The sequence below is a fragment of the Streptomyces sp. NPDC002911 genome (assembly GCF_053591835.1).
This window is the reverse complement of sequence record NZ_JBSFUO010000026.1, coordinates 57,903-76,279: the sequence shown is the minus strand read 5'-3', so window position 1 is coordinate 76,279 and position 18,377 is coordinate 57,903. Positions and strand designations below refer to the sequence as shown.

The following is an 18,377-nucleotide window of genomic DNA, read 5'->3' as shown; positions in this document are numbered from 1 at the left end:
CGACCGGTGACGGAAGTCGACCGCCCGTTCCGAGGCCTTCACCGCCGTGCCGTACCCAATCTTCTCGTCGCGGCCCGCGGCTCTTTGTGCCGTCATGGCCGGCGGCAGATGCTCAGGGGATCAGCGGCGGGCGGTCCGCGCCAGGGCCGTCGTCGGGGCGAGGGCGCGCGGGAGTACCGTCCTCACGGATGACCTCGCCCTGGACCACCTTTCCGTCCGGACGGTGAATACGAACCTGCTGGAAGGCGTCCTGGAGGCCCCCCGGCGTCGCCTCCCTCATCCGGCGGTCCAGGGAGCGCTCCGCGTAGCGTCCGAGCACGGAGCGGACCGGGGGCACCAGGAGCAGGAGTCCCGCCGCGTCGGAGATCACGCCGGGGATCATCAGGAGCAGGCCGCCCAGCATCAGGAAGCCGTTGCCCTTGCTCCCGGCCGGAGTCTCGGCCGGGCCTCCCGCGGGAGCGCCGGGCTGCCCCGGCATCTGCTGGAGGGTCTCGGTGAGGTTGCGGAAGGCCCGTCGGCCCGCCCGCTTGATCACCGCGGCACCGAGCACGGCGCCGGCGACCAGGATCAGCAGCACGACGAAGCCGTTCGCCGCACCGGCCACCACGGTCAGCAGCCAGATCTCCAGCACCAGCCAGGCGGCGACGCCCAGCGGCAGGAGGGTACGGGCGCGCGAGCGCCGGGGACGGTTCGGAGGCGGGGTGCCGGTCGTCATGCCCCCAGTGTGCCTGTACGGGCGTGCGAGCGGCGTAAGGGGGTGATCATGAGGCCGTGACCGGGACGATCAGGGGGTCTTGCGGCCCAGTACCTTGTTGGCCCGGCCGGTGATGCCCCAGCCGGTGACCCGCCACAGGGCCTCGACGAGGATGTCGCGACTCATCTTGGAGTCGCCGATCTCCCGTTCCATGAAGGTGATCGGCACCTCGACGACGTGACAGCCCGCCTCGACGGCGCGCCGGGCGAGGTCGACCTGGAAGCAGTAGCCCTGCGAGGCGACCTCGTCGAGACCGAGATGCTCCAGGGTCCCGGTACGGAAGGCCCGGTAACCGCCGGTGACGTCCCGCACCGCTAGGCCCAGCAGCATCCGGGAGTAGAGGCTGCCGCCGCGCGAGATCATCTCGCGGTGCCTGGGCCAGTTGACCACCCGGCCGCCGGGGACCCAGCGCGAGCCGAGTACCAGGTCGGCGCCCTTCAGGGCGGTGAGGAGCCGGGGCAGTTCCTCGGGCTGGTGCGAGCCGTCCGCATCCATTTCGACCAGGACGCCGTAGCCGTGTTCGGAACCCCAGCGGAAACCGGCCAGATAGGCGGCGCCGAGCCCTTCCTTGCCCTCGCGGTGCAGAACGTGCACCTGGCTGTCGACGGCCGCCAGCCCGTCGGCGACTTTGCCGGTGCCGTCGGGGCTGTTGTCGTCGGCGACGAGGATGTCCGCTTCCGGGACGGCGGCGCGCACCCGGGCGACGATCAGCTTGACGTTCTCGGCCTCGTTGTAGGTCGGAATGATCACCAACACTCTGCCGAGCGGGCCGAACTGCCTCTGACCGCCGTCGTTCACTACTGCCCCTTAAAGTCCGTACGCAGGTGCACACCATATCCAGCAGGGCACAGCCGGGCGCCGACGCGGTCACGGGGTGACGTGCGGCGCATGGACAGAAGCATCGAACTACGGACAGAAGGGCAGCGCTGCGGATCGGGGCCCGGCGTCCTTCGGGCCGACCTGGGACCCGCTGGCTGCGGGTCGACCGAGAGCCGTTGTCTACTGAACCTCCGGGCCCCACCCGGGTCGCACCTGCCGTCCCGGCCAAACCTTCCCTCGCCCCGAGGCGCGGGCGCTGAACCTGGCTGTCAGTGGTGGTGCGCCGGTGCGGCACACCACCCCATGACCCAGCGGCGTTCGACGACTGCGTGGAGGTTTGACCGGCCGGACGTCCAGTGGTGGACCCGGCCGAACCTACCGGCCCGTGGGCGCTTTCTGTCAACAGTCGCCCGACCTGCTGTTTCTCCCGAACACGCCTGGTCAGTACCGAGGTCACCCAGGTCGTGGCAGAGTCCCCGCGCCTTCGATCGGCGGTACGGAATATCCCGACGTCACTCGTTCGGCCTTACGTAGACGGTTTGCCCGGAGACCACCGTGCGCAGACAGACCGGAAGGTCCGCCCCAGGGGTGAGATCGGGCAGGCCAGGGGTGCCGGAACGGGGGTCGGTGGACCATCGCGCCACCCTGTCGTCGGGCGCCTGGACCAGGAGTTCGCCGGTACGCCAGACGGCGTAGTCGGCCGGGGCCCCCGGGACGAGCACGCCCCCGTCGTCCCGCCCTACGGCCCGCCAGCCACCCCGGGTGTGGGCGGTGAAACCGGCGCGCACGGAGACACGGTGCCCGGGTGTGCGGTGATGGGCCGCGGCCCGCACGGTTCCCCAGGGATCGAGCGGGGTGACCGGACTGTCCGAGCCGAAGGCGAGAGGCACACCGGCCCGCAGGAGCGCCGCGTACGGGTTGAGGCTCGCCGCGCGCTCCGCGCCCAGGCGCCGGGCGTACATGCCGTCGGCGCCGCCCCAGGCGGCGTCGAAGGCCGGCTGGACGGAAGCGGTGAGGCCCAGTTCGGCGAAGGCGGCGACGGTCTCCGGGGTGAGCATCTCGGCGTGCTCGACGCGATGCCTGGTCGCCCGGATCCGGGCGAGCCCGAGGGTCTCGGAGGCGGCCCGGACGCCTGCCACCACGGCGGAGACCGCCGCGTCGCCGATGGCGTGGAAACCGGCCTGGAGCCCCGCCTCGGTGCACGCCGTCACATGTGCGGCGATCTGCGCGGCGTCGAGCCGGCCGGTTCCGGTGTGCGCGGCGTCGGCGTACGGCTCGTGCAGGAGGGCGGTGTGCGAGCCCAGGGAACCGTCGACGAAGAGGTCACCGGCCGCGCCGACGGCACCGAGCTCACGGACCCGGCGGGCACCCTTCGCGTCCTGGACGTGCTCCGCCCAGTAACCGAAGACCCGGGGGCCGGGCTGCTCGGAGGCCAGCTTCAACAGCCCGGTGAAGTCCTCCTCGTCCGAGATCTCGGGGCCCGCGCACTCGTGCACGGTGCCGATCCCGAGCGAGGCGGCGTGCGCCAGCGCGGCACGCTGGGCCTGCGCCCGCTGCCGCGGAGGGACGGCGCCGTGGGCGGCCGCCCGCACCGCATGGTGCGCGTCGCCGGTCAGGGGGGCGTCGGGGTGGTAGCCGGGCAGTGCGGTGACGCCCGGGACGAGGTCCAGGAGCGCCGTGGTCACCACGGCGGAGTGCACATCCACCCGGGGCAGATAGACGGCCCTGCCACCGGCCACCTCGTCGAGCTCGGCCCGCGAAGGAGGCCTCTGCTCGGGCCAGCGGGCCGCGTCCCACCCGTGGCCGAGGATCACCCCGCCCCCGGCATGCTCAGTCGCGAACGCACGTACGAGCCCGAGGGCTTCGACGAGCGTGCGCGCACCGGACAGGTCAAGCCCCGTGAGGGCGAGTCCGGTCGATGTCGTGTGGACGTGGGAGTCGGTGAAGGCCGGAGTGACCAGGGCCCCTTTCAGGTCGATCACCTCGTCGACACCACCCGCGAAGGCGTCGGCGGCCCCCTCCGAGCCCACCCAGGCGACATGGCCGCGTTCGACGACCATCGCGGTCGCGAACGGATCAGCGGGGCTGTGGACGTCTCCACCGCGCAGCAGCACGGTGCGGTGTTCGCTCTGGGGGGCGGCGCTCTCGGTCATGTGACCAGTCTCGCGCCTGGCAGGACCGGTCCCTCCCCCGCCCCCTGCACAAGGGCGGGCCGGACGCCTCAGATGCGCGGTGGACGCGCCTCGTAAGGCGTGGAAAGGACAACGGTCGTGCGGGTGGAGACGCCGGCCAGCGTACGGATCCGGGTGAGCAGGTGCTCGAGCTCCAGGGGGCTGGAGACCCGCACCTTGAGGATGTAGTTCTCGTCACCCGCGACGCTGTGGCATGCCTCCAGCTCCGGCACACCGGCGAGCTGTTCGGCGATGTCGTCGGGTGCGCTCGGGTCGAAGGGTTTCACCGAGATGAACGCGGTGAGGGGCAGACCGACAGCCTCGGGGTCGACCACCGCGGCGTAGCCCCGGATCACCCCGCGCTGCTCCAGCCGGCGGACGCGCTGATGAACGGCCGAGGTGGACAGGCCCGTGGCCTTGCCCAGGTCGGTGTAGCTCATCCGCCCGTCCTTGACGAGCAACTCCACAATCTGACGGTCCAGCTCCTCCATGCGGATCAACCTATGGCCCAGGGCCCTCCAGGCACAGCCGTGAGAGCCCCGGAAGCGCACGTTCGAGGGGCATGTGACGAATGCCACAGGTTTACGGATGGGTAGCCGACGGCCTCGCGGTTACGGCCGACTTCCGACGGGAAGTGCTTGCTGTGGCCGAGGCCGTGGCGCCATGTCGGCCCACCCGAGGGGGGAAAGACCCATGCAGAGCCTGAAGCAAACCGGACGTACCGAACCGCAGCCCGATGAAGACGCGGCGGACACCTCATACGCGGTTCCCGACGAGGACACCGTTCCCGACGCGTACGACACATTCGAGATGTACCGGGTGATCTGCCCGGACTGTGCCCAGCCGATCGCCCTCCTGGCGGACGAGGACGTGCTTCCCGAGCACGCGCTGTGCCCCACGCCGTGGAACCCGTTCGTCCTCACCGTCTGCCCCGGCACGAATCGCGACGCCTCCCGGGCGCGCCCGGCGGACGAGTCACTCGAGGCGCAGGAGCAGGAGACCGCACTGCTGTTGACGCTCCCCCAGGGGCTCGACTGGCGGATGCAGCCCTTCTCGCACGCCGGCGGCCCGGGTTCGCGTCCCCTGCGGTACGTGCCGCAGGCGCGGCGTCACGCCGCCTGACGTCCCCGCGCCCCTGGAGGCGCACCTCTGCGCGCACCACGACGGCCGGACCGGCGTGGTGCGGACAGTGCACCGGACGGCCGGTGGCCGCGCGCTCGAGGAACGGGCGCGCGAATCGGCAGTGCCCGGGGCCCCGTAGCGGCGTTGGCTCGGTATGACCACGCCGCATGCAACGGTCGGCCCCGTCCGCCGCCGTCTCGCCGCACCCGGCGTCCGGAGAATCGGTTTCTGAGCCCGGTCGGCCGCCACCTGAGCCCGGAGGCCGGTCAGGCGGGCCCGGCCGGTCCGCAGGGCAGGCCGCGCCGCACACCACCGCTCTGCTCAGCCATCCAAGGAGCACGGGCCGGACCCTGCCGGGCCGCCCTGACCCGGAGTGGAACCGCATCATGACTGCACCCGTCCGGCCGGAACGGCCCGTGCGGGTCAGCGGGTCTCGGGACCCGCGAGGTGACGGGCGATGACCATGCGCTGGATCTGATTGGTGCCCTCGACGATCTGGAGCACCTTGGCCTCGCGCATCAGCCGCTCGACCGGGAAGTCCAGGGTGTAGCCGTAACCCCCGAGCACCTGGACCGCGTCGGTGGTCACCTGCATCGCCGCGTCGGTACAGAAGAGCTTCGCCATGGCCGCCTGCCGCGAGAACGGCAGGCCCGCGTCGCGGAGCCGGGCCGCCTCCAGGTAGAGGGCACGACCGGCCTCGATCCGGGTGGCCATGTCGGCGAGCATGAAGCGCAGCCCCTGGAAGTCCGCGATCGGCCGTCCGAACTGACGCCGGTCGGTGGCATATCCGACCGCCTCGTCGAGGGCCGCCTGGGCGACGCCGATGGCACAGGCGGCGATTCCCAGCCGGCCCGAGTCGAGTGCGGACAGGGCGATGGCGAAGCCCTGCCCTTCGTCACCGATGCGGCAGTCGCCGGAGATCCGTACGCCGTCGAAGTGCAGCTGTGCGGTGGGCGAGCCCTTCATGCCCATCTTCTTCTCGGGCACTGCCGCGTCGAGGCCCTCGGCGTCGCCGGGGACGAGGAAGGCGGTGATCCCACGGGGGCCCTCCTCCCCGGTGCGGGCAAGCACCGTGTAGAAGTCGGCGATGCCTCCGTGCGTGATCCAGGCCTTGGTCCCGGTGAGAACCCAGTCCTCGCCGTCCCGGACGGCCCTCGTGCGGAGCGAGGCGGCATCGGAGCCCGAGGACGGCTCGGAGAGGCAGTAGGCGCCGAGCAGACCGCCCGAGAGCATCGCGGGAAGGTGGGCGGCCCGTTGCTCCTCGGCGCCGTATCCGGCGAGCGCGTGGCAGGCCAGCGAGTGGACGCTGACGCCGAGGCCGACGGTGAGCCGGGCGGCCGCCAGCTCTTCGACAACCTGGAGGTAGACCTCGTACGGCTGGTCGCCGCCACCGTGCGCGGAGTCGTACGGCAGTCCGAGCAGCCCGGCTTTCGAGAGCAGAGTGAAGACCGGGCGCGGGAAGAAGCCCGCCTCTTCCTCCTCGGCCGCCCGAGGAGTGATTTCCTTCGACACGATGTCGCGTACGAGCTCGACGAGCTGCCGGGACTCCTCGGTGGGCAGACGGCGTTCCACCGGCTGCGGGGCACGGTCGGACATGACGGCGCTCTCCTCCCTGTCGGGGTGACGACGGTCGCGCGCGCGGGGTGTGCGCGGCACCGTCGGGTGGTCCCGGGCGATGCCCGGAAATCTACGGCTCTTCCGCCGATCCTGCCTGCCCGGATCACGGGAGGCGCCGAACGGCGGCTATGGCGCGTCGAGTATGCCCGATCGGCGCGCATGCGTCACCGGTCGACAGACACCACGATCAGGGAAATTGGTCCGAACCATTGACCTAACTGGTCTAGTCCTCCTACGGTCTCCCGCAACGCCTCATCGCGTCCATGCCAATTCCGGGTGGATGGGGCAGGCCTCCCCACACCCAAGCCCTCCCCCACGAGGAGCCACAATGACCGGACTTCACCGTCCTCGCGCCCGTCTCCGGGCGCTCGTCGCCACCGCCTGTACCGCCGCGCTCGGAGCCGCCCTGCTCGGCGTCGCCGGTACGTCGTCGGCGGGCGCCGCCCCCACCGCTTCCGAGGCCTCCGCACCGGCTGCCGTCGAAGCCGCCCCCACCGCGGCCGGCGACAAGGTGGTCGGGTACTTCACCAACTGGGGTGTCTATCAGCGCGATTACCACGTCAAGAACATCGAGACGTCGGGCTCGGCGGACAAGCTGACGCACATCAACTACGCCTTCGGTAACGTCCAGGGCGGCAAGTGCACCATCGGGGACAGTTACGCCGACTACGAGAAGGCCTACACGGCCGACCAGTCGGTGGACGGCGTCGCGGACACCTGGGACCAGGAACTGCGCGGCAACTTCAACCAGTTGCGCAAGCTGAAGAAGCTGCACCCCGACCTGAAGGTCATCTGGTCCTTCGGCGGCTGGAGCTGGTCCGGCGGCTTCGCCGAGGCCGCGCAGAATCCCGCCACCTTTGCCGACTCCTGCTACGACCTGGTCGAGGACCCGCGCTGGGCCGATGTCTTCGACGGCATCGACATCGACTGGGAATACCCGAACGCCTGCGGCCTGACCTGCGACACCAGTGGCCGCGACGCGTACGGCGGCCTTCTGTCCGCGCTGCGCTCGAAGTTCGGCACCGGCAACCTGATCACCTCGGCCATCACCGCAGACGGGTCCGACGGCGGCAAGATCGACGCGGTGGACTACGCGGGGGCGGCGCAGTACCTGGACTGGTACAACCCGATGACGTACGACTTCTTCGGCGCGTTCGCGGCGCAGGGACCGACGGCTCCGCACTCACCGCTGACCTCCTACCCGGGCATCCCGACGGAGGGCTTCAACAGCGACGCGGCGATCTCCAAGCTCAAGGGTCTGGGCATCCCCGCGGACAAGCTGCTGCTGGGCATCGGCTTCTACGGCCGCGGCTGGACCGGCGTCACGCAGTCGGAGCCGGGCGGTACGGCGACCGGAGCAGCCCCGGGGGCGTACGAGGCGGGCATCGAGGACTACAAGGTCCTCAAGAACAGCTGTCCCGTGACGGGCACCGTGGCGGGCACGGCGTACGCCCACTGCGGAACCGACTGGTGGAGCTACGACACCCCGGCCACCATCGCCACGAAGATGGACTACAAGAACCAGCAGGGCCTGGGCGGCACCTTCTTCTGGGAGCTCAGCGGCGACACGACGGACGGTGAGCTCATCAAGGCCATCAACTAGCCCCGGCGGGGTACACGCACCGCAGGGCGGGTCAGGGGTGGGGTGCCGGGCGGGCGCCCCACCTCACCCGTCGTGCGTGGTGGCCGCACGTCACATGAGTCCTGCCTGGGTGGCGAACACGGCGAGGACGACGACGAGCGTCCAGCCCAGGATGTGCTCCGGGATCTTCGGCCCGTCCTCGGGACCGCCGGTGCGGGCGCGGGAGCGGGTCCGGTTCTCGGCTGTGGTCGCGGTCACGGCATCTCACTCGGTCGTTCGGCAGCGGGCGTCCCCCGTGGCCCGACCACAGTGCCGGCGGAGGCGGAGCCCTTCGGCCTGGACACCTGAGGGACCGACGTCTCCGAGCGCTCCTGGGCGGCGGGCCCCACGTCGCCGTCCAGGAGCCGCACACCCGTCAGCCCCCCGCCACGCGCCTGCCGACCCGGGCCGCCGTCTCGCGCAGCCAGATGTGGGCCGCGTCGTGCGTGTGCACCGGGTGCCACCACATCGCCTCCCGCAGAGGTACCGCCTCGTACGGCGGCTCCAGAACCCGCACGGCGGCGAGCGACGTGAGGAGGCCGGCGAGGCGGGCTTGGATCAGGGCGATGCGCCGGGTGCCGGCCACCAGCAGTGGCAGCAGCTGAAAGCTGTCGACGGAGACCTCCACACGCGGTTCGACCCCGAGCATGCCGAGCTGGCGCACGGCCGGGGCGTCGTAGGTGCGCTGGTAGGTGACCCACGGCAGCCGGGCCAGGTCCTGAAGGCTGAGCCCGGCGCTTGCGTACGTCGCCGGTTACACGATCGCCAACGATCTCACCGACCGCGCCACGGTCTTCCGCGGGGACATGCCGCAGATCGGCACGGACTGGCTGCGCAGCAAGAACGCGCCCATGGTCACACCAGGCCGAGCGAGCGCAGAACGCGGCGCTGACTCGGTGCCGAGTTGACGGGCCAGAAGACGTAACAGACCCCTCCCGTACCACCCCTGACCTGCCCGTTCGCGTCGTAGCGCTTGGTACGGAGCCAGATGTTCTCCCACTCGCGGCGCCGGTAGACGCGGCGCACCGCGTCGTTGGACGGCGATGCGGGGTCGTTGGCGATCACGTCGCCTTCGGCCGTGAAGCCGATCACCGTCATCAGGTGGCCGGACGTTCCGTAACCCGCCCCCGTCAGCTCGCCCTTGACGAACGACTGGGACGTGATGACCGGGATGCCCGCGCCGATCAGCTTCTCCAGGTCGGTCAGCGACTTGAGCCGGGTGACGACGGCGTTCATGTCCTTGTACGTCGACGCGTAGGCGGCGTTGAACGGCCAGTTGCCGCAGCCCTCGTACTGGTGGTCGAAGGTGAAGCGTGCCGCATGGCAGACCTGTGGGTCGGCGAGGCCGGGCTTGACCCAGGCCAGGTCCTCAGGGGTGGGCTCGCGGCCCCAGTATTCGATGATCATCTGCGAGGAAGTGGGGCTGCACCAGGCCTCGCCCCCGTTGTCGTACTCCGGATACTCCCCCACATGGACGTTCTGCGAATAGCGGGGCACCGCCAGCTCACGGGTGGTGCCGGGCACGGTGGCCGGGACGGTGAAGCGGTCGGGGATGTCCGAGGCCATGACGCCGGCCCGGTGGACTGTGGGCGTGAGGCGGGTGCCGGGGGTGCGGTGAAGGGTGAGCCTCAGCCGGTAGGACACCAGCCGCAGCCCGCTCGCCGCGTCGTCCACGGAGAGGGTGTCGGTCCAGACCGTGCTTCTGCCGTCGGTCTGGTCGTCCACGGAGGTGCGGCGGATGTCCGTGTCACCGGCGGCCCAGCGGCCCATCACATACCAGGGCGTGTCCGTGCCGTCCGAGTAGCTTCCGCGCAGCTCGATCTGGATCCAGGTGCCCTGCGGAGTGTGGGCGTTCCAGGAGGCGATCACCTCGGTGGCGGGGACGGCCGAGCGGTAGACCGGGGAGGTCCAGGTCGCGTACTCCCAGGCGCTGGTCGTGCCGGTGTGCGGGTCCCGGTAGTCGGTGCTTCCGGCGGGCGTGGAGATCACCAGGCCCGGCCGGAGGCCGGCGGCGGCGCGGGTCCCGTCCGACGAGCCACAGCGCCAGTCGGAGTAGGTGGTCCAGAAACGGTTGTCCACGGGCGAGTCTGTCGCCGGTGATGAGGCGGTGCGGGAGGAGGTGCCGCCCGCCGGGGCGGCGGAGGCCACTGTGCCTGCGCCGGCCGCCGCCGCGAGCGCGGCGGTGAGCACGGTCCTGCGCGAAGTCGGTCTGGTCATGGGCGAGACCCCCGGTCGTTGAGCGGATTGGGGCTGCGGGTGCCGATCGGTGCGCCAACTATCGCGGGTCGGGACCGGGTCCGGCCAGTGATTCGCCCCGTGCCGCGGCAGAATCTTGGCCTGGTCCACCGAGGTGGCCTGGACGGGGCCATGACCAAGTGCGCAGGACTCGTAGGCTGGGGCTCATGAACGACCTGGCGGACCACGCGCGCCGGCTGCGCTCCCTCCCTCCGTCCTGCGGGCCGGTGCGGCTGATCGCGGTCGACGGCCACGCGGGGTCCGGCAAGACCACCTTCTCCGGCTGCCTGGCCGCGGCCCTGGGCAACGCCCCCGTGCTGCACCTGGACGACCTGGCCACGCACGAGGAGCTCTTCGCCTGGACGGACAGGCTCCGGACGCAGGTCCTGGATCCGCTCTCACGGGAGGAACCCGCTCGGTACGCCCCGTACGACTGGACGGTTCGGCGCTTCGGCCGGCCGAGGACGCTGGCCCCCGCTCCCGTGATGTTGATCGAGGGGGTAGGGGCGGGCCGCACCGCGGTGAGGCCGTACCTCGCCGGGCTGCTGTGGATCGAGGGGGAGAGCGAGGCGGCCTGGGAGCGGGGCAGGCACCGCGACGGCCCCGAGCTGGCGGACTTCTGGGACGGCTGGACGGTCGCGGAGCGGCGGCATTTCGCCGAAGACCCCTCGTACCCCTTCGCGGACGCGGTGATACGACGGATGCCCACGGGGTACGCGTGGCTGGAAGGGCCCGGCCCGACAGCGGTGGCGTGTCGAAAGTTCACGGACGGTGAAGCCTGAAGGGTGCCATACCGGTCAGTAGGAAGAGATCCGGAGGTGCTCCAACCCGGCTTGACCGAGTGGCCGTACAGGTCTTACGTTCTCAATGTGCGGCTTTTCGGAGCCGCCGCAGACGCGAAGCCCCTGGTTGTTCCCCCGTGACCGGGGGCTTCGTTCTGCCCTCTCACCCCGGCGCACCGAGCCCTTCACTCACCCTCGGTCACCCCCCTGATATGCCGGTTACGCGCTTAACCGCTCACTCCCCGTACAGGTACGATGCCGCTCAGGTGTGGTCAATTCGCGTCCCCGGCACGGTGATTAGGTGCGCCGCGCTGGGCATGCTGTGCGGGCGGGACATTCTGGGGGCACGGTTTGTGGGGGACCTGATGGACATCGGCACGCCGGGCGCGCAGGCCCCGGCCGACCTTGCATGGCTGCGCGGGGTGGACGCCTACACCATGGGCGCGTATCCGCAGGCCGAGGAGGAGTTCAGAACCGCGGTGCGTCTCGATCCCGGCATGGCGGACGGCTGGCTGGGGCTGCACGCGCTGCGGATCGACACCACCACGGCACTGTTACGCATGCACCGCCATCGCGACCGCTTCGGCGAGCAGCGCACCCGTCATCGCCGCACCCTCAACTCGTGGTACTGGCTGGGGTGGTGGGTGCAGCCGGTGCTGGAAAGCCCGCGCGATCTGCTTCTCGCCCACGCCTCGCACTGGCTGGACGGCCGCCATGTGCCGGAGCTGGACCGGGCGTTGGCGGGTCTGCCGCCGGTCGACGCCGATCCCCAGGTGCGCTTCCTGCACGCCTGCCGCTCGTACCTGGTCAAGGACTGGGAGCAGCTCCTACGCACCACGGAGCGGCTCGTCGACGATCCGATGCTCGGCATCGAGGCGGGGCTCTTCGGCGGCATGGCGCGGGTGCGTCTGGAGATGTACGGGCAGGCGGAACCTCTCCTGTCAGCCGCGCTGATGCGCTGTCGCAGCGAACAGCCGCAGCGCAAGGAGCTGAGATACTGGCTGGCGCGGGCTCACGAGGGCACCGGTCGCAGTGCGGCGGCCCTGCCGCTGTACCGGGCGGTGCACCGCGTGGACCCGGCGTTCATGGACACCTCGGCCAGACTCGCGGCGATCTCCGAGGGAGACGGTTACGACGAGGCCGCCGATCTCGCCGCGGTCTCACTGGCCGGCTTCGGTTCGGACGGCGCGGGCGTGGAGGCCCGGACGGACGGAGACGTGACGCTCGGCACCGACCTGGTGGACGGCCGCGAGCCCTGGGTCGGCGGTGGTGACCCGCAGATTCCGTCCGGGCCCGTGGTGCCACCGTCCGGGCCCGCCGGTGACGGGGCACGGACGAAGCCGGGAGCGCCGCGTGCCGCCGTCCTCCCCGCGGGACCGAGCGACCCGGTGATGCTTGCGGAGGCCTTGGCGGAGCTCGAGCGCATGGTCGGGCTCGAACCGGTGAAACGCCAGGTCAAGGCCCTGTCCGCACAGCTGAACATGGCGCGTCTGCGGACGGAGCAGGGGCTTCCGGTGCAGCCGCCGAAACGCCACTTCGTCTTCTCCGGCCCGTCGGGGACGGGCAAGACCACGGTCGCCCGCATCCTGGGCCGGGTGTTCTACGCCCTCGGGCTGCTCGGCGGCGACCATCTGGTGGAGGCCCAACGGTCCGACCTGGTGGGCGAGTTCCTCGGCCAAACCGCGGTGAAGGCCAACGAGCTGATTGATTCGGCGCTCGGCGGGGTGCTGTTCGTGGACGAGGCGTACAGCCTCGCCAACTCGGGCTACAGCAAGGGCGATGCGTACGGCGACGAGGCTCTGCAGGTCCTCCTCAAACGGGCCGAGGACAACAGGGACCACCTGGTCGTCATCCTCGCCGGCTATCCGGAGGGCATGGACCGGTTGCTCTCCACCAACCCGGGACTCTCCTCACGCTTCACCACACGGGTCGACTTCCCGAGCTACCGACCCCTCGAACTCACCGCGATCGGCGGAGTGCTGGCCTCCGAGAACGGCGACGTATGGGACGAGGAGTCCCTCGACGAGCTGCGCAGCATCAGCGGACATGTGGTCGATCAGGGCTGGATCGACGAGCTGGGCAACGGCCGTTTCCTGCGCACCCTGTACGAGAAGAGCTGCGCCTACCGTGATCTGCGGCTGTCCGGTTACGCCGCCGCACCGACCCGGGACGATCTGGCCACCCTGCGGCTGCCGGATCTGATGCAGGCGTACGGCGAGGTGCTGTCGGGCCGGGGCCCGATCGACCGCGGGGCACAGGAGCCCGGGGCCCAGTGAAGCCGCCGCCGGACGGCCCCGGCGGGTGCGTCCGGCGGCAGCGGAGCTCAGCTGAGAGGAGCCATGGCCTTCGGCACCTCCACCGTGCGGCGGGGCGCCGAGACGCGGTGAGCCGGGTCGCGGACCTCCCCCACGAGCATCTCCAGGACATCCTCCATGGCGACGAGGCCGAGCACCTTGCCCGACGCGTCGGCGACCTGGGCGAGATGCGTGGCCGCACGGCGCATGACCGTCAGGGCGTCGTCCAGGGGGAGTTCCGCCCGTACGGTCGCCATCGGGCGCCAGATCTGCTGCGGAACGGCCCGCTCGCCGTCCTCCAGCTCCAGGACGTCCTTGACGTGCAGATAGCCCATGAACGGGCCGCTGCCCTCCGCGCAGACGGGAAAGCGTGAATAGCCGGTCCGTACGGTCAGTTCCTCGATGCGGCGCGGGGTGACGGAGGGGTCCACCGTCACCAGGGACGCCCGGTCGAGCAACACATCGGTGACGGGCCTGCTGCCCAGCTCGAGGGCGTCCCCGAGGCGTTCCCGTGCCTCCGGTTCCAGCAGGCCGGCCATGCCCGCGTCCTCCACCAGGCGGTTGAGCTGTTCGCTGGTGAAGACGGCCTCGACCTCGTCCTTCGGCTCGACCTTGAAGAGCCGCAGGACGAGCCTGGCGCAGGCCCCGAGCGCGGAGGTGACGGGCCGGCAGAGCCGTGCGAAGCCGACCAGGCCGGGGCTGAGCCACATCGCGGTCTTCTCGGGGGCGGCCATCGCCAGGTTCTTCGGGACCATCTCGCCGATGACGAGATGGAGGAAGACCACGGAGACGAGGGCGACCGCGAAGCCGAGCGGATGCACGAGCCCTTCCGGCAGGCGCGCCGCGTGGAAGACCGGCTCCAGGAGGTGGGCGACGGTCGGCTCCGCTACGGCGCCGAGCGTGAGGGAGCAGATGGTGATGCCGAACTGTGCCGCGGCCATCATCTGCGGCAGGTTCTCCAGGCCGTACAAAACCTGCCTGGCCCGGCTCGACCCGCCTGCCGCGAGGGGTTCGACCTGACTGCGCCGTACGGAGACGAGCGCGAATTCGGCGCCGACGAAGAAGCCGTTCGCCAGCACCAGAAGACCGGCGAAGATCAGCTGTACGAGGCTCATCGCACGGCCTCCAGCAGTTCCTGGGTGGGCCGTTCCGGCTGTTCGTCCGGTTCCGGCCGGTCCGCCGGAGCCGGCGGTATGTCGGTCAGTCGGACGAAGCGGACCTGTTCCGCACGGTAGTGGCCGACCTGGCGGACGGCGATCCGCCAGCCGGGCAGTTCGGTCCGGTCACCAGGGACGGGAATGCGCCCCAGCAGATCGGCGACCAGCCCCGCAACGGTCTCGTACGGCCCCTCGGGCACGTCGAGGCCTACCCGCCGCAGGGTCAGCACCCGGGTGCTGCCCTCCACGTCCCAGCCGGACCGCCCGTCGTCGGCGACGACGGGCGTCAGATCGGGGCGGTCGGCGCCCTCGGCGTCGTGCTCGTCCCGTACCTCACCGACGAGTTCCTCGATGATGTCCTCGAGGGTGACGACACCGGCGGTGCCGCCGTACTCGTCGACCACGACGGCGATCGGCTGCTCGCTGCGCAACCGCTGGAGCAGCAGTCCGACGGACAGGGTCTCCGGCACCAGGAGCGGCGGCACGGCGATCCGGCTCACCGGGGTGCGCAGCCGGTCCTGGGAGGGGACGGCCAGAGCGTCCTTGAGGTGGACCATGCCGACGACCTCGTCGATGCGGTCCCGGTAGACGGGAAAGCGGGACAGGCCGGTGGCCCGCGTGAGGTTGAGGACGTCAGCCGCGGTCGCCGACGCCTGCAGTGCGCTGACCTTCACCCGCGGGGTCATGACGTGCTGCGCGGTGAGGCCGGCGAGGGACAGGGTCCGCACGAAGAGATCGGCGGTGTCCTGCTCCAGGGTGCCGGCCTCGGCGGAGTGCCGGGCCAGGGAGACGAGCTCGCCCGGGGTCCTGGCGGAGGCCAGTTCCGCGGTGGGTTCGACGCCCAGCAGCCGGACCAGCCGGTTGGCGACCGCGTTCAGGGCTGTGATCACGGGTCGCAGAAGGGTGGAGAAGAGGTGCTGGGGCCCGGCGACGAACCGGGCGACCTGGAGCGGCCGGGAGACCGCCCAGTTCTTCGGTACGAGCTCGCCGATCACCATCTGGACGGCGGCGGCGAACAGCATGCCGATCACGACGCTCACCCCGGGAACCACTCCCCGGGGCAGTCCGGTGGCGGTGAGCGGTCCGGCGAGCAGCTGGGCGAGCGCCGGTTCGGCGAGCATGCCGACGACCAGCGAGGTGATGGTGATGCCGAGCTGCGTGCCGGACAGCTGGAAGGAGAGTTCACGCAGGGCGGCGACGACGGTACGGGCCCGGCGGTCGCCTTCGGCGGCGGCACGTTCGGCGTCCGGCCGTTCCACCGTGACGAGCCCGAATTCGGCTGCCACGAAGAACCCGTTGGCGAGGATGAGAAGGAATGCCGCGAGGAGCAGCAACAGGGGGGTGGTCATGCCGCCGCCTCCGGAGAGAGGGCGGCGCAGGTACTACCGGACGATCCGTCCATTGCTGGAGGGAGTCACTCCTTGGGTCGCAGGAAAATGCCCCGCGGGCCTCGAGGGCCCTCTGGTGCGGGGCGGGGCGCACCCGGTGCGCCACCGGTCCCAGAATAATCGGGATCGGGCCGTACGGGGCAGGGGACTCAGCTGTTCTCCGGGGCGTCGTTCACTCCGCTGCCGTGGAATTCGACGAGAGCGCGGAGGGTCCGGGCGTCGCTGATCGCCCGTTCCCTTGCGATCCCGGGCTGGATGCCGAGTGCGGGCATGCTGGTGCCGTCATTGAGGTCGAGGAAGACCCACGGGTCACCGGCGCGCAGATTGACGCGGAGGATCTGCGCCCAGGCGAGTCGGCGGGTACGGGTGATGTTGACGACCGTGACCCCCGCCTCGTCGACGGTGATGCGGGGCCTGCTGAGCAGGGCGAGGACGCCGAAGAAGAGCAGGGCCACGAAGACGAAGCTGGTCCGCTCCCCCGCGCTGAGGTTCTCCAGGATCATCGCGACCGCGGTGATGACGACGAACATCGCCGCCCCCACGGCCAGCAGGACCACCCGGGTGAGGGTGGGCCTGAAGGTGGCCGGAAGAGCGGGGAGCCCGGGCGGCCGGGGCGCGGGGTCGGACATGGCGGCGCTGTCGTCCTTAGGTGTGCTGTGGTCCGGCTCAGGGATCTGGGTCCGGCTGGGTCCGGCCGTCAGAGGCGGCAGGCGTGGATGGCCGTCGTGAGGATGGCGCGCGCGCCCAGCTCGTACAGATCGTCCATGATCCGCTGGGCCTCCTTGGCCGCGACCATGGAGCGGACGGCGACCCAGCCCTCGTGGTGCAGCGGGGAGATGGTCGGCGACTCCAGGCCCGGGGTGAGGGCGACGGCGCGCTCCAGGTGCTCGACGCGGCAGTCGTAGTCCATCATCACGTACGAGCGGGCGACCAGGACGCCCTGCAGACGGCGCAGGAACTGCTGCACCTTGGGGTCCTTCGCGTCGGCTCCGTTGCGGCGGATCACGACGGCTTCCGAGGTCATGATCGGCTCGCCGATGACCTCGAGTCCGGCGTTGCGCAGGCTGGTGCCGGTCTCGACGACATCGGCGATGACCTGGGCGACACCGAGCTCGATGGCCGTCTCGACCGCGCCGTCGAGGTGGACGACGGAGGCCTCGACGCCGGCGTCGGCGAGGTGTGCCGCGACGATGCCCTCGTAGGACGTGGCGATCGTCATGCCGGCGAAGTCCTCGGGGCCGGTGGCCGTGCCGGGCTTGGTGGCGTAACGGAAGGTCGAGCGCGCGAAGCCGAGCTGGAGGATCTCCTCGGCGTCGGCACCGGAGTCCAGCAGCAGGTCGCGGCCGGTGATGCCGATGTCGAGGCGGCCCGAGCTCACGTAGATCGCGATGTCGCGCGGCCGCAGGTAGAAGAACTCGACCTCGTTGGTCGGGTCGACCAGGACGAGTTCCTTGGACTCCTTGCGCTGCTGGTAGCCGGCCTCATGGAGCATCGCCATCGCAGGTCCGGAGAGTGAACCCTTGTTGGGAACGGCGATGCGCAGCATGAGGTCGGGTTTCCTTTGTGCGGAGGGATGGTGCGGAGGGATCTGCGGGAGACGCGAGGGGTGGCTCAGAGGTGGGCGTAGACGTCGTCGAGGGAGATCCCGCGGGCGACCATCATCACCTGGACGTGGTAGAGCAGCTGCGAGATCTCCTCGGCGGCGGCTTCCTTGCCCTCGTATTCGGCGGCCATCCAGACCTCGGCGGCCTCCTCGACGACCTTCTTGCCGATGGCATGCACTCCCTTGTCCACCAGCTCGGCGGTGCGGGAGGTGGAGGGGTCGCCGTCGGCGGCCTTGAGCTGCAGCTCGGCGAAGAGCTCTTCGAAGGTTTTGTTCGCCATGATGGTCCTTAGAATACGGGGTCCCGGAGCGCCGCTCAGCGCCAGGGTTCGCTGACGGTGCGCAGTGTGGCGGCGGTTGCCACGGCGGCGGTCACCGCTTCGTGCCCCTTGTCCTCGTTGGAGCCTTCGAGCCCGGCCCGGTCCAGAGCCTGTTCCTCGTTGTCACAGGTGAGCACTCCGAAGCCGACCGGGACTCCCGTGTCGACCGTGACCTGGGTGAGTCCGTTGGTCACACCCTGGGACACGTATTCGAAGTGGGGGGTGCCTCCTCGGATGATCACCCCGAGGGCGACGATCGCGTCGTAGCCGCGGCCGGCGAGCACCTTGGCCACCACCGGGAGCTCGAAGCTGCCGGGGACCCGGAGCAGCGTCGGCTCGTCGATGCCCAGGTCGCGCAGGGCGCGCAGGGCCCCGTCGACGAGTCCGTCCATGACCCTCTCGTGCCATTGCGCCGCGATCACCGCCACCCGCAGGTCTCCGCAGTTGCGTACGGACAGTTCGGGTGCGCCCTTGCCGCTCATGTCTCTCCTGTG

Annotated in this window: 17 protein-coding genes and 2 pseudogenes; 5 read left to right on the top strand and 14 right to left on the bottom strand. The window is 70.8% G+C overall.

Annotated features, from left to right (window positions below; all coding sequences use genetic code 11):
- Positions 1-112 precede the first annotated feature (112 nt).
- From fxsA to ACWD04_RS27745, 4 genes are all read right to left on the bottom strand, one after another.
- The gene (gene fxsA / locus ACWD04_RS27760; protein ID WP_451136408.1) at positions 113-715 is read right to left on the bottom strand and encodes an FxsA family membrane protein; all 603 of its coding nucleotides are present in this window, start codon (positions 713-715) and stop codon (positions 113-115) included.
- A gap of 69 nt (positions 716-784) precedes the next feature.
- Entirely contained in the window at positions 785-1,552 is a 768-nt protein-coding gene (locus ACWD04_RS27755; RefSeq protein WP_451136406.1) for a polyprenol monophosphomannose synthase, read from the bottom strand.
- 533 nt (positions 1,553-2,085) lie between these two features.
- Positions 2,086-3,726 (bottom strand): amidohydrolase, encoded by a 1,641-nt coding sequence (locus ACWD04_RS27750; protein WP_451136404.1) that lies wholly within the window; start codon positions 3,724-3,726, stop codon positions 2,086-2,088.
- A 68-nt stretch (positions 3,727-3,794) separates the two neighbouring features.
- The gene (locus tag ACWD04_RS27745) at positions 3,795-4,235 is read right to left on the bottom strand and encodes an Lrp/AsnC family transcriptional regulator (protein WP_451136402.1); all 441 of its coding nucleotides are present in this window, start codon (positions 4,233-4,235) and stop codon (positions 3,795-3,797) included.
- A gap of 202 nt (positions 4,236-4,437) precedes the next feature.
- Between ACWD04_RS27745 and ACWD04_RS27740 the strand changes: the two genes are divergently transcribed.
- The gene (locus ACWD04_RS27740) at positions 4,438-4,866 is read left to right on the top strand and encodes a hypothetical protein (protein WP_451136400.1); all 429 of its coding nucleotides are present in this window, start codon (positions 4,438-4,440) and stop codon (positions 4,864-4,866) included.
- Positions 4,867-5,289: 423 nt separating this feature from the next.
- On the opposite strand, the gene ACWD04_RS27735 is transcribed toward ACWD04_RS27740, so the two are convergent.
- Positions 5,290-6,462, bottom strand: a complete 1,173-nt coding sequence (locus ACWD04_RS27735) for an acyl-CoA dehydrogenase family protein (protein ID WP_451136398.1) — start codon at positions 6,460-6,462, stop codon at positions 5,290-5,292.
- Between the two features lie 349 nt (positions 6,463-6,811).
- Between ACWD04_RS27735 and ACWD04_RS27730 the strand changes: the two genes are divergently transcribed.
- Positions 6,812-8,086 (top strand): glycoside hydrolase family 18 protein, encoded by a 1,275-nt coding sequence (locus ACWD04_RS27730; RefSeq protein ID WP_451136396.1) that lies wholly within the window; start codon positions 6,812-6,814, stop codon positions 8,084-8,086.
- 90 nt (positions 8,087-8,176) lie between these two features.
- Here the strand turns inward: ACWD04_RS27730 and ACWD04_RS27725 are convergent, their stop codons facing one another.
- Positions 8,177-8,323: an SCO1431 family membrane protein gene (locus ACWD04_RS27725; protein WP_451136394.1), complete on the bottom strand. Its 147-nt coding sequence runs from the start codon at positions 8,321-8,323 to the stop codon at positions 8,177-8,179.
- A gap of 157 nt (positions 8,324-8,480) precedes the next feature.
- Positions 8,481-8,834: pseudogene (locus ACWD04_RS27720) on the bottom strand (LysR family transcriptional regulator); the annotation flags it as partial.
- A gap of 4 nt (positions 8,835-8,838) precedes the next feature.
- Between ACWD04_RS27720 and ACWD04_RS27715 the strand changes: the two are divergent.
- A pseudogene (locus tag ACWD04_RS27715) lies at positions 8,839-8,967 on the top strand (fumarylacetoacetate hydrolase family protein); the annotation flags it as partial.
- Here the strand turns inward: ACWD04_RS27715 and ACWD04_RS27710 are convergent.
- Positions 8,960-10,321, bottom strand: a complete 1,362-nt coding sequence (locus ACWD04_RS27710) for a peptidase C39 family protein (protein ID WP_451136392.1) — start codon at positions 10,319-10,321, stop codon at positions 8,960-8,962. The pseudogene ACWD04_RS27715 and the gene ACWD04_RS27710 overlap by 8 nt on opposite strands.
- A gap of 185 nt (positions 10,322-10,506) precedes the next feature.
- Between ACWD04_RS27710 and ACWD04_RS27705 the strand changes: the two genes are divergently transcribed.
- The gene (locus ACWD04_RS27705; protein ID WP_451136390.1) at positions 10,507-11,121 is read left to right on the top strand and encodes a uridine kinase family protein; all 615 of its coding nucleotides are present in this window, start codon (positions 10,507-10,509) and stop codon (positions 11,119-11,121) included.
- A gap of 365 nt (positions 11,122-11,486) precedes the next feature.
- Positions 11,487-13,397: an AAA family ATPase gene (locus tag ACWD04_RS27700; RefSeq protein WP_451136388.1), complete on the top strand. Its 1,911-nt coding sequence runs from the start codon at positions 11,487-11,489 to the stop codon at positions 13,395-13,397.
- Positions 13,398-13,444: 47 nt separating this feature from the next.
- On the opposite strand, the gene ACWD04_RS27695 is transcribed toward ACWD04_RS27700, so the two are convergent.
- The 6 genes from ACWD04_RS27695 to ribH form a co-directional block, all read right to left on the bottom strand.
- Positions 13,445-14,530: a hemolysin family protein gene (locus ACWD04_RS27695; RefSeq protein WP_451136386.1), complete on the bottom strand. Its 1,086-nt coding sequence runs from the start codon at positions 14,528-14,530 to the stop codon at positions 13,445-13,447.
- Positions 14,527-15,921, bottom strand: coding sequence for a hemolysin family protein (locus tag ACWD04_RS27690; protein ID WP_451136384.1), 1,395 nt, complete (start codon positions 15,919-15,921; stop codon positions 14,527-14,529). Before ACWD04_RS27690 ends, ACWD04_RS27695 begins: the two co-directional genes overlap by 4 nt.
- A gap of 188 nt (positions 15,922-16,109) precedes the next feature.
- Positions 16,110-16,589 (bottom strand): PH domain-containing protein, encoded by a 480-nt coding sequence (locus ACWD04_RS27685; protein ID WP_451136382.1) that lies wholly within the window; start codon positions 16,587-16,589, stop codon positions 16,110-16,112.
- Positions 16,590-16,657: 68 nt separating this feature from the next.
- Positions 16,658-17,506 carry an ATP phosphoribosyltransferase gene (gene hisG, locus ACWD04_RS27680; protein WP_451136380.1) on the bottom strand — a complete coding sequence of 283 codons (849 nt, stop codon included), beginning with the start codon at positions 17,504-17,506 and terminating at the stop codon, positions 16,658-16,660.
- Positions 17,507-17,571: 65 nt separating this feature from the next.
- Positions 17,572-17,844: a phosphoribosyl-ATP diphosphatase gene (locus tag ACWD04_RS27675; protein ID WP_031097852.1), complete on the bottom strand. Its 273-nt coding sequence runs from the start codon at positions 17,842-17,844 to the stop codon at positions 17,572-17,574.
- 35 nt (positions 17,845-17,879) lie between these two features.
- The gene (ribH, locus tag ACWD04_RS27670) at positions 17,880-18,365 is read right to left on the bottom strand and encodes a 6,7-dimethyl-8-ribityllumazine synthase (RefSeq protein ID WP_391772656.1); all 486 of its coding nucleotides are present in this window, start codon (positions 18,363-18,365) and stop codon (positions 17,880-17,882) included.
- Positions 18,366-18,377 lie beyond the last annotated feature (12 nt).

Coding starts and splice junctions, on each gene's coding strand:
- fxsA (WP_451136408.1), bottom strand. CDS start 715: ATGACGACCGGCACCCCGCCTCCGAACCGTCCCCGGCGCTCGCGCGCC.
- ACWD04_RS27750 (WP_451136404.1), bottom strand. CDS start 3,726: ATGACCGAGAGCGCCGCCCCCCAGAGCGAACACCGCACCGTGCTGCTG.
- ACWD04_RS27745 (WP_451136402.1), bottom strand. CDS start 4,235: ATGGAGGAGCTGGACCGTCAGATTGTGGAGTTGCTCGTCAAGGACGGG.
- ACWD04_RS27740 (WP_451136400.1), top strand. CDS start 4,438: ATGCAGAGCCTGAAGCAAACCGGACGTACCGAACCGCAGCCCGATGAA.
- ACWD04_RS27735 (WP_451136398.1), bottom strand. CDS start 6,462: ATGTCCGACCGTGCCCCGCAGCCGGTGGAACGCCGTCTGCCCACCGAG.
- ACWD04_RS27730 (WP_451136396.1), top strand. CDS start 6,812: ATGACCGGACTTCACCGTCCTCGCGCCCGTCTCCGGGCGCTCGTCGCC.
- ACWD04_RS27710 (WP_451136392.1), bottom strand. CDS start 10,321: ATGACCAGACCGACTTCGCGCAGGACCGTGCTCACCGCCGCGCTCGCG.
- ACWD04_RS27705 (WP_451136390.1), top strand. CDS start 10,507: ATGAACGACCTGGCGGACCACGCGCGCCGGCTGCGCTCCCTCCCTCCG.
- ACWD04_RS27700 (WP_451136388.1), top strand. CDS start 11,487: ATGGACATCGGCACGCCGGGCGCGCAGGCCCCGGCCGACCTTGCATGG.
- ACWD04_RS27695 (WP_451136386.1), bottom strand. CDS start 14,530: ATGAGCCTCGTACAGCTGATCTTCGCCGGTCTTCTGGTGCTGGCGAAC.
- ACWD04_RS27690 (WP_451136384.1), bottom strand. CDS start 15,921: ATGACCACCCCCCTGTTGCTGCTCCTCGCGGCATTCCTTCTCATCCTC.
- ACWD04_RS27685 (WP_451136382.1), bottom strand. CDS start 16,589: ATGTCCGACCCCGCGCCCCGGCCGCCCGGGCTCCCCGCTCTTCCGGCC.
- hisG (WP_451136380.1), bottom strand. CDS start 17,506: ATGCTGCGCATCGCCGTTCCCAACAAGGGTTCACTCTCCGGACCTGCG.
- ACWD04_RS27675 (WP_031097852.1), bottom strand. CDS start 17,844: ATGGCGAACAAAACCTTCGAAGAGCTCTTCGCCGAGCTGCAGCTCAAG.
- ribH (WP_391772656.1), bottom strand. CDS start 18,365: ATGAGCGGCAAGGGCGCACCCGAACTGTCCGTACGCAACTGCGGAGAC.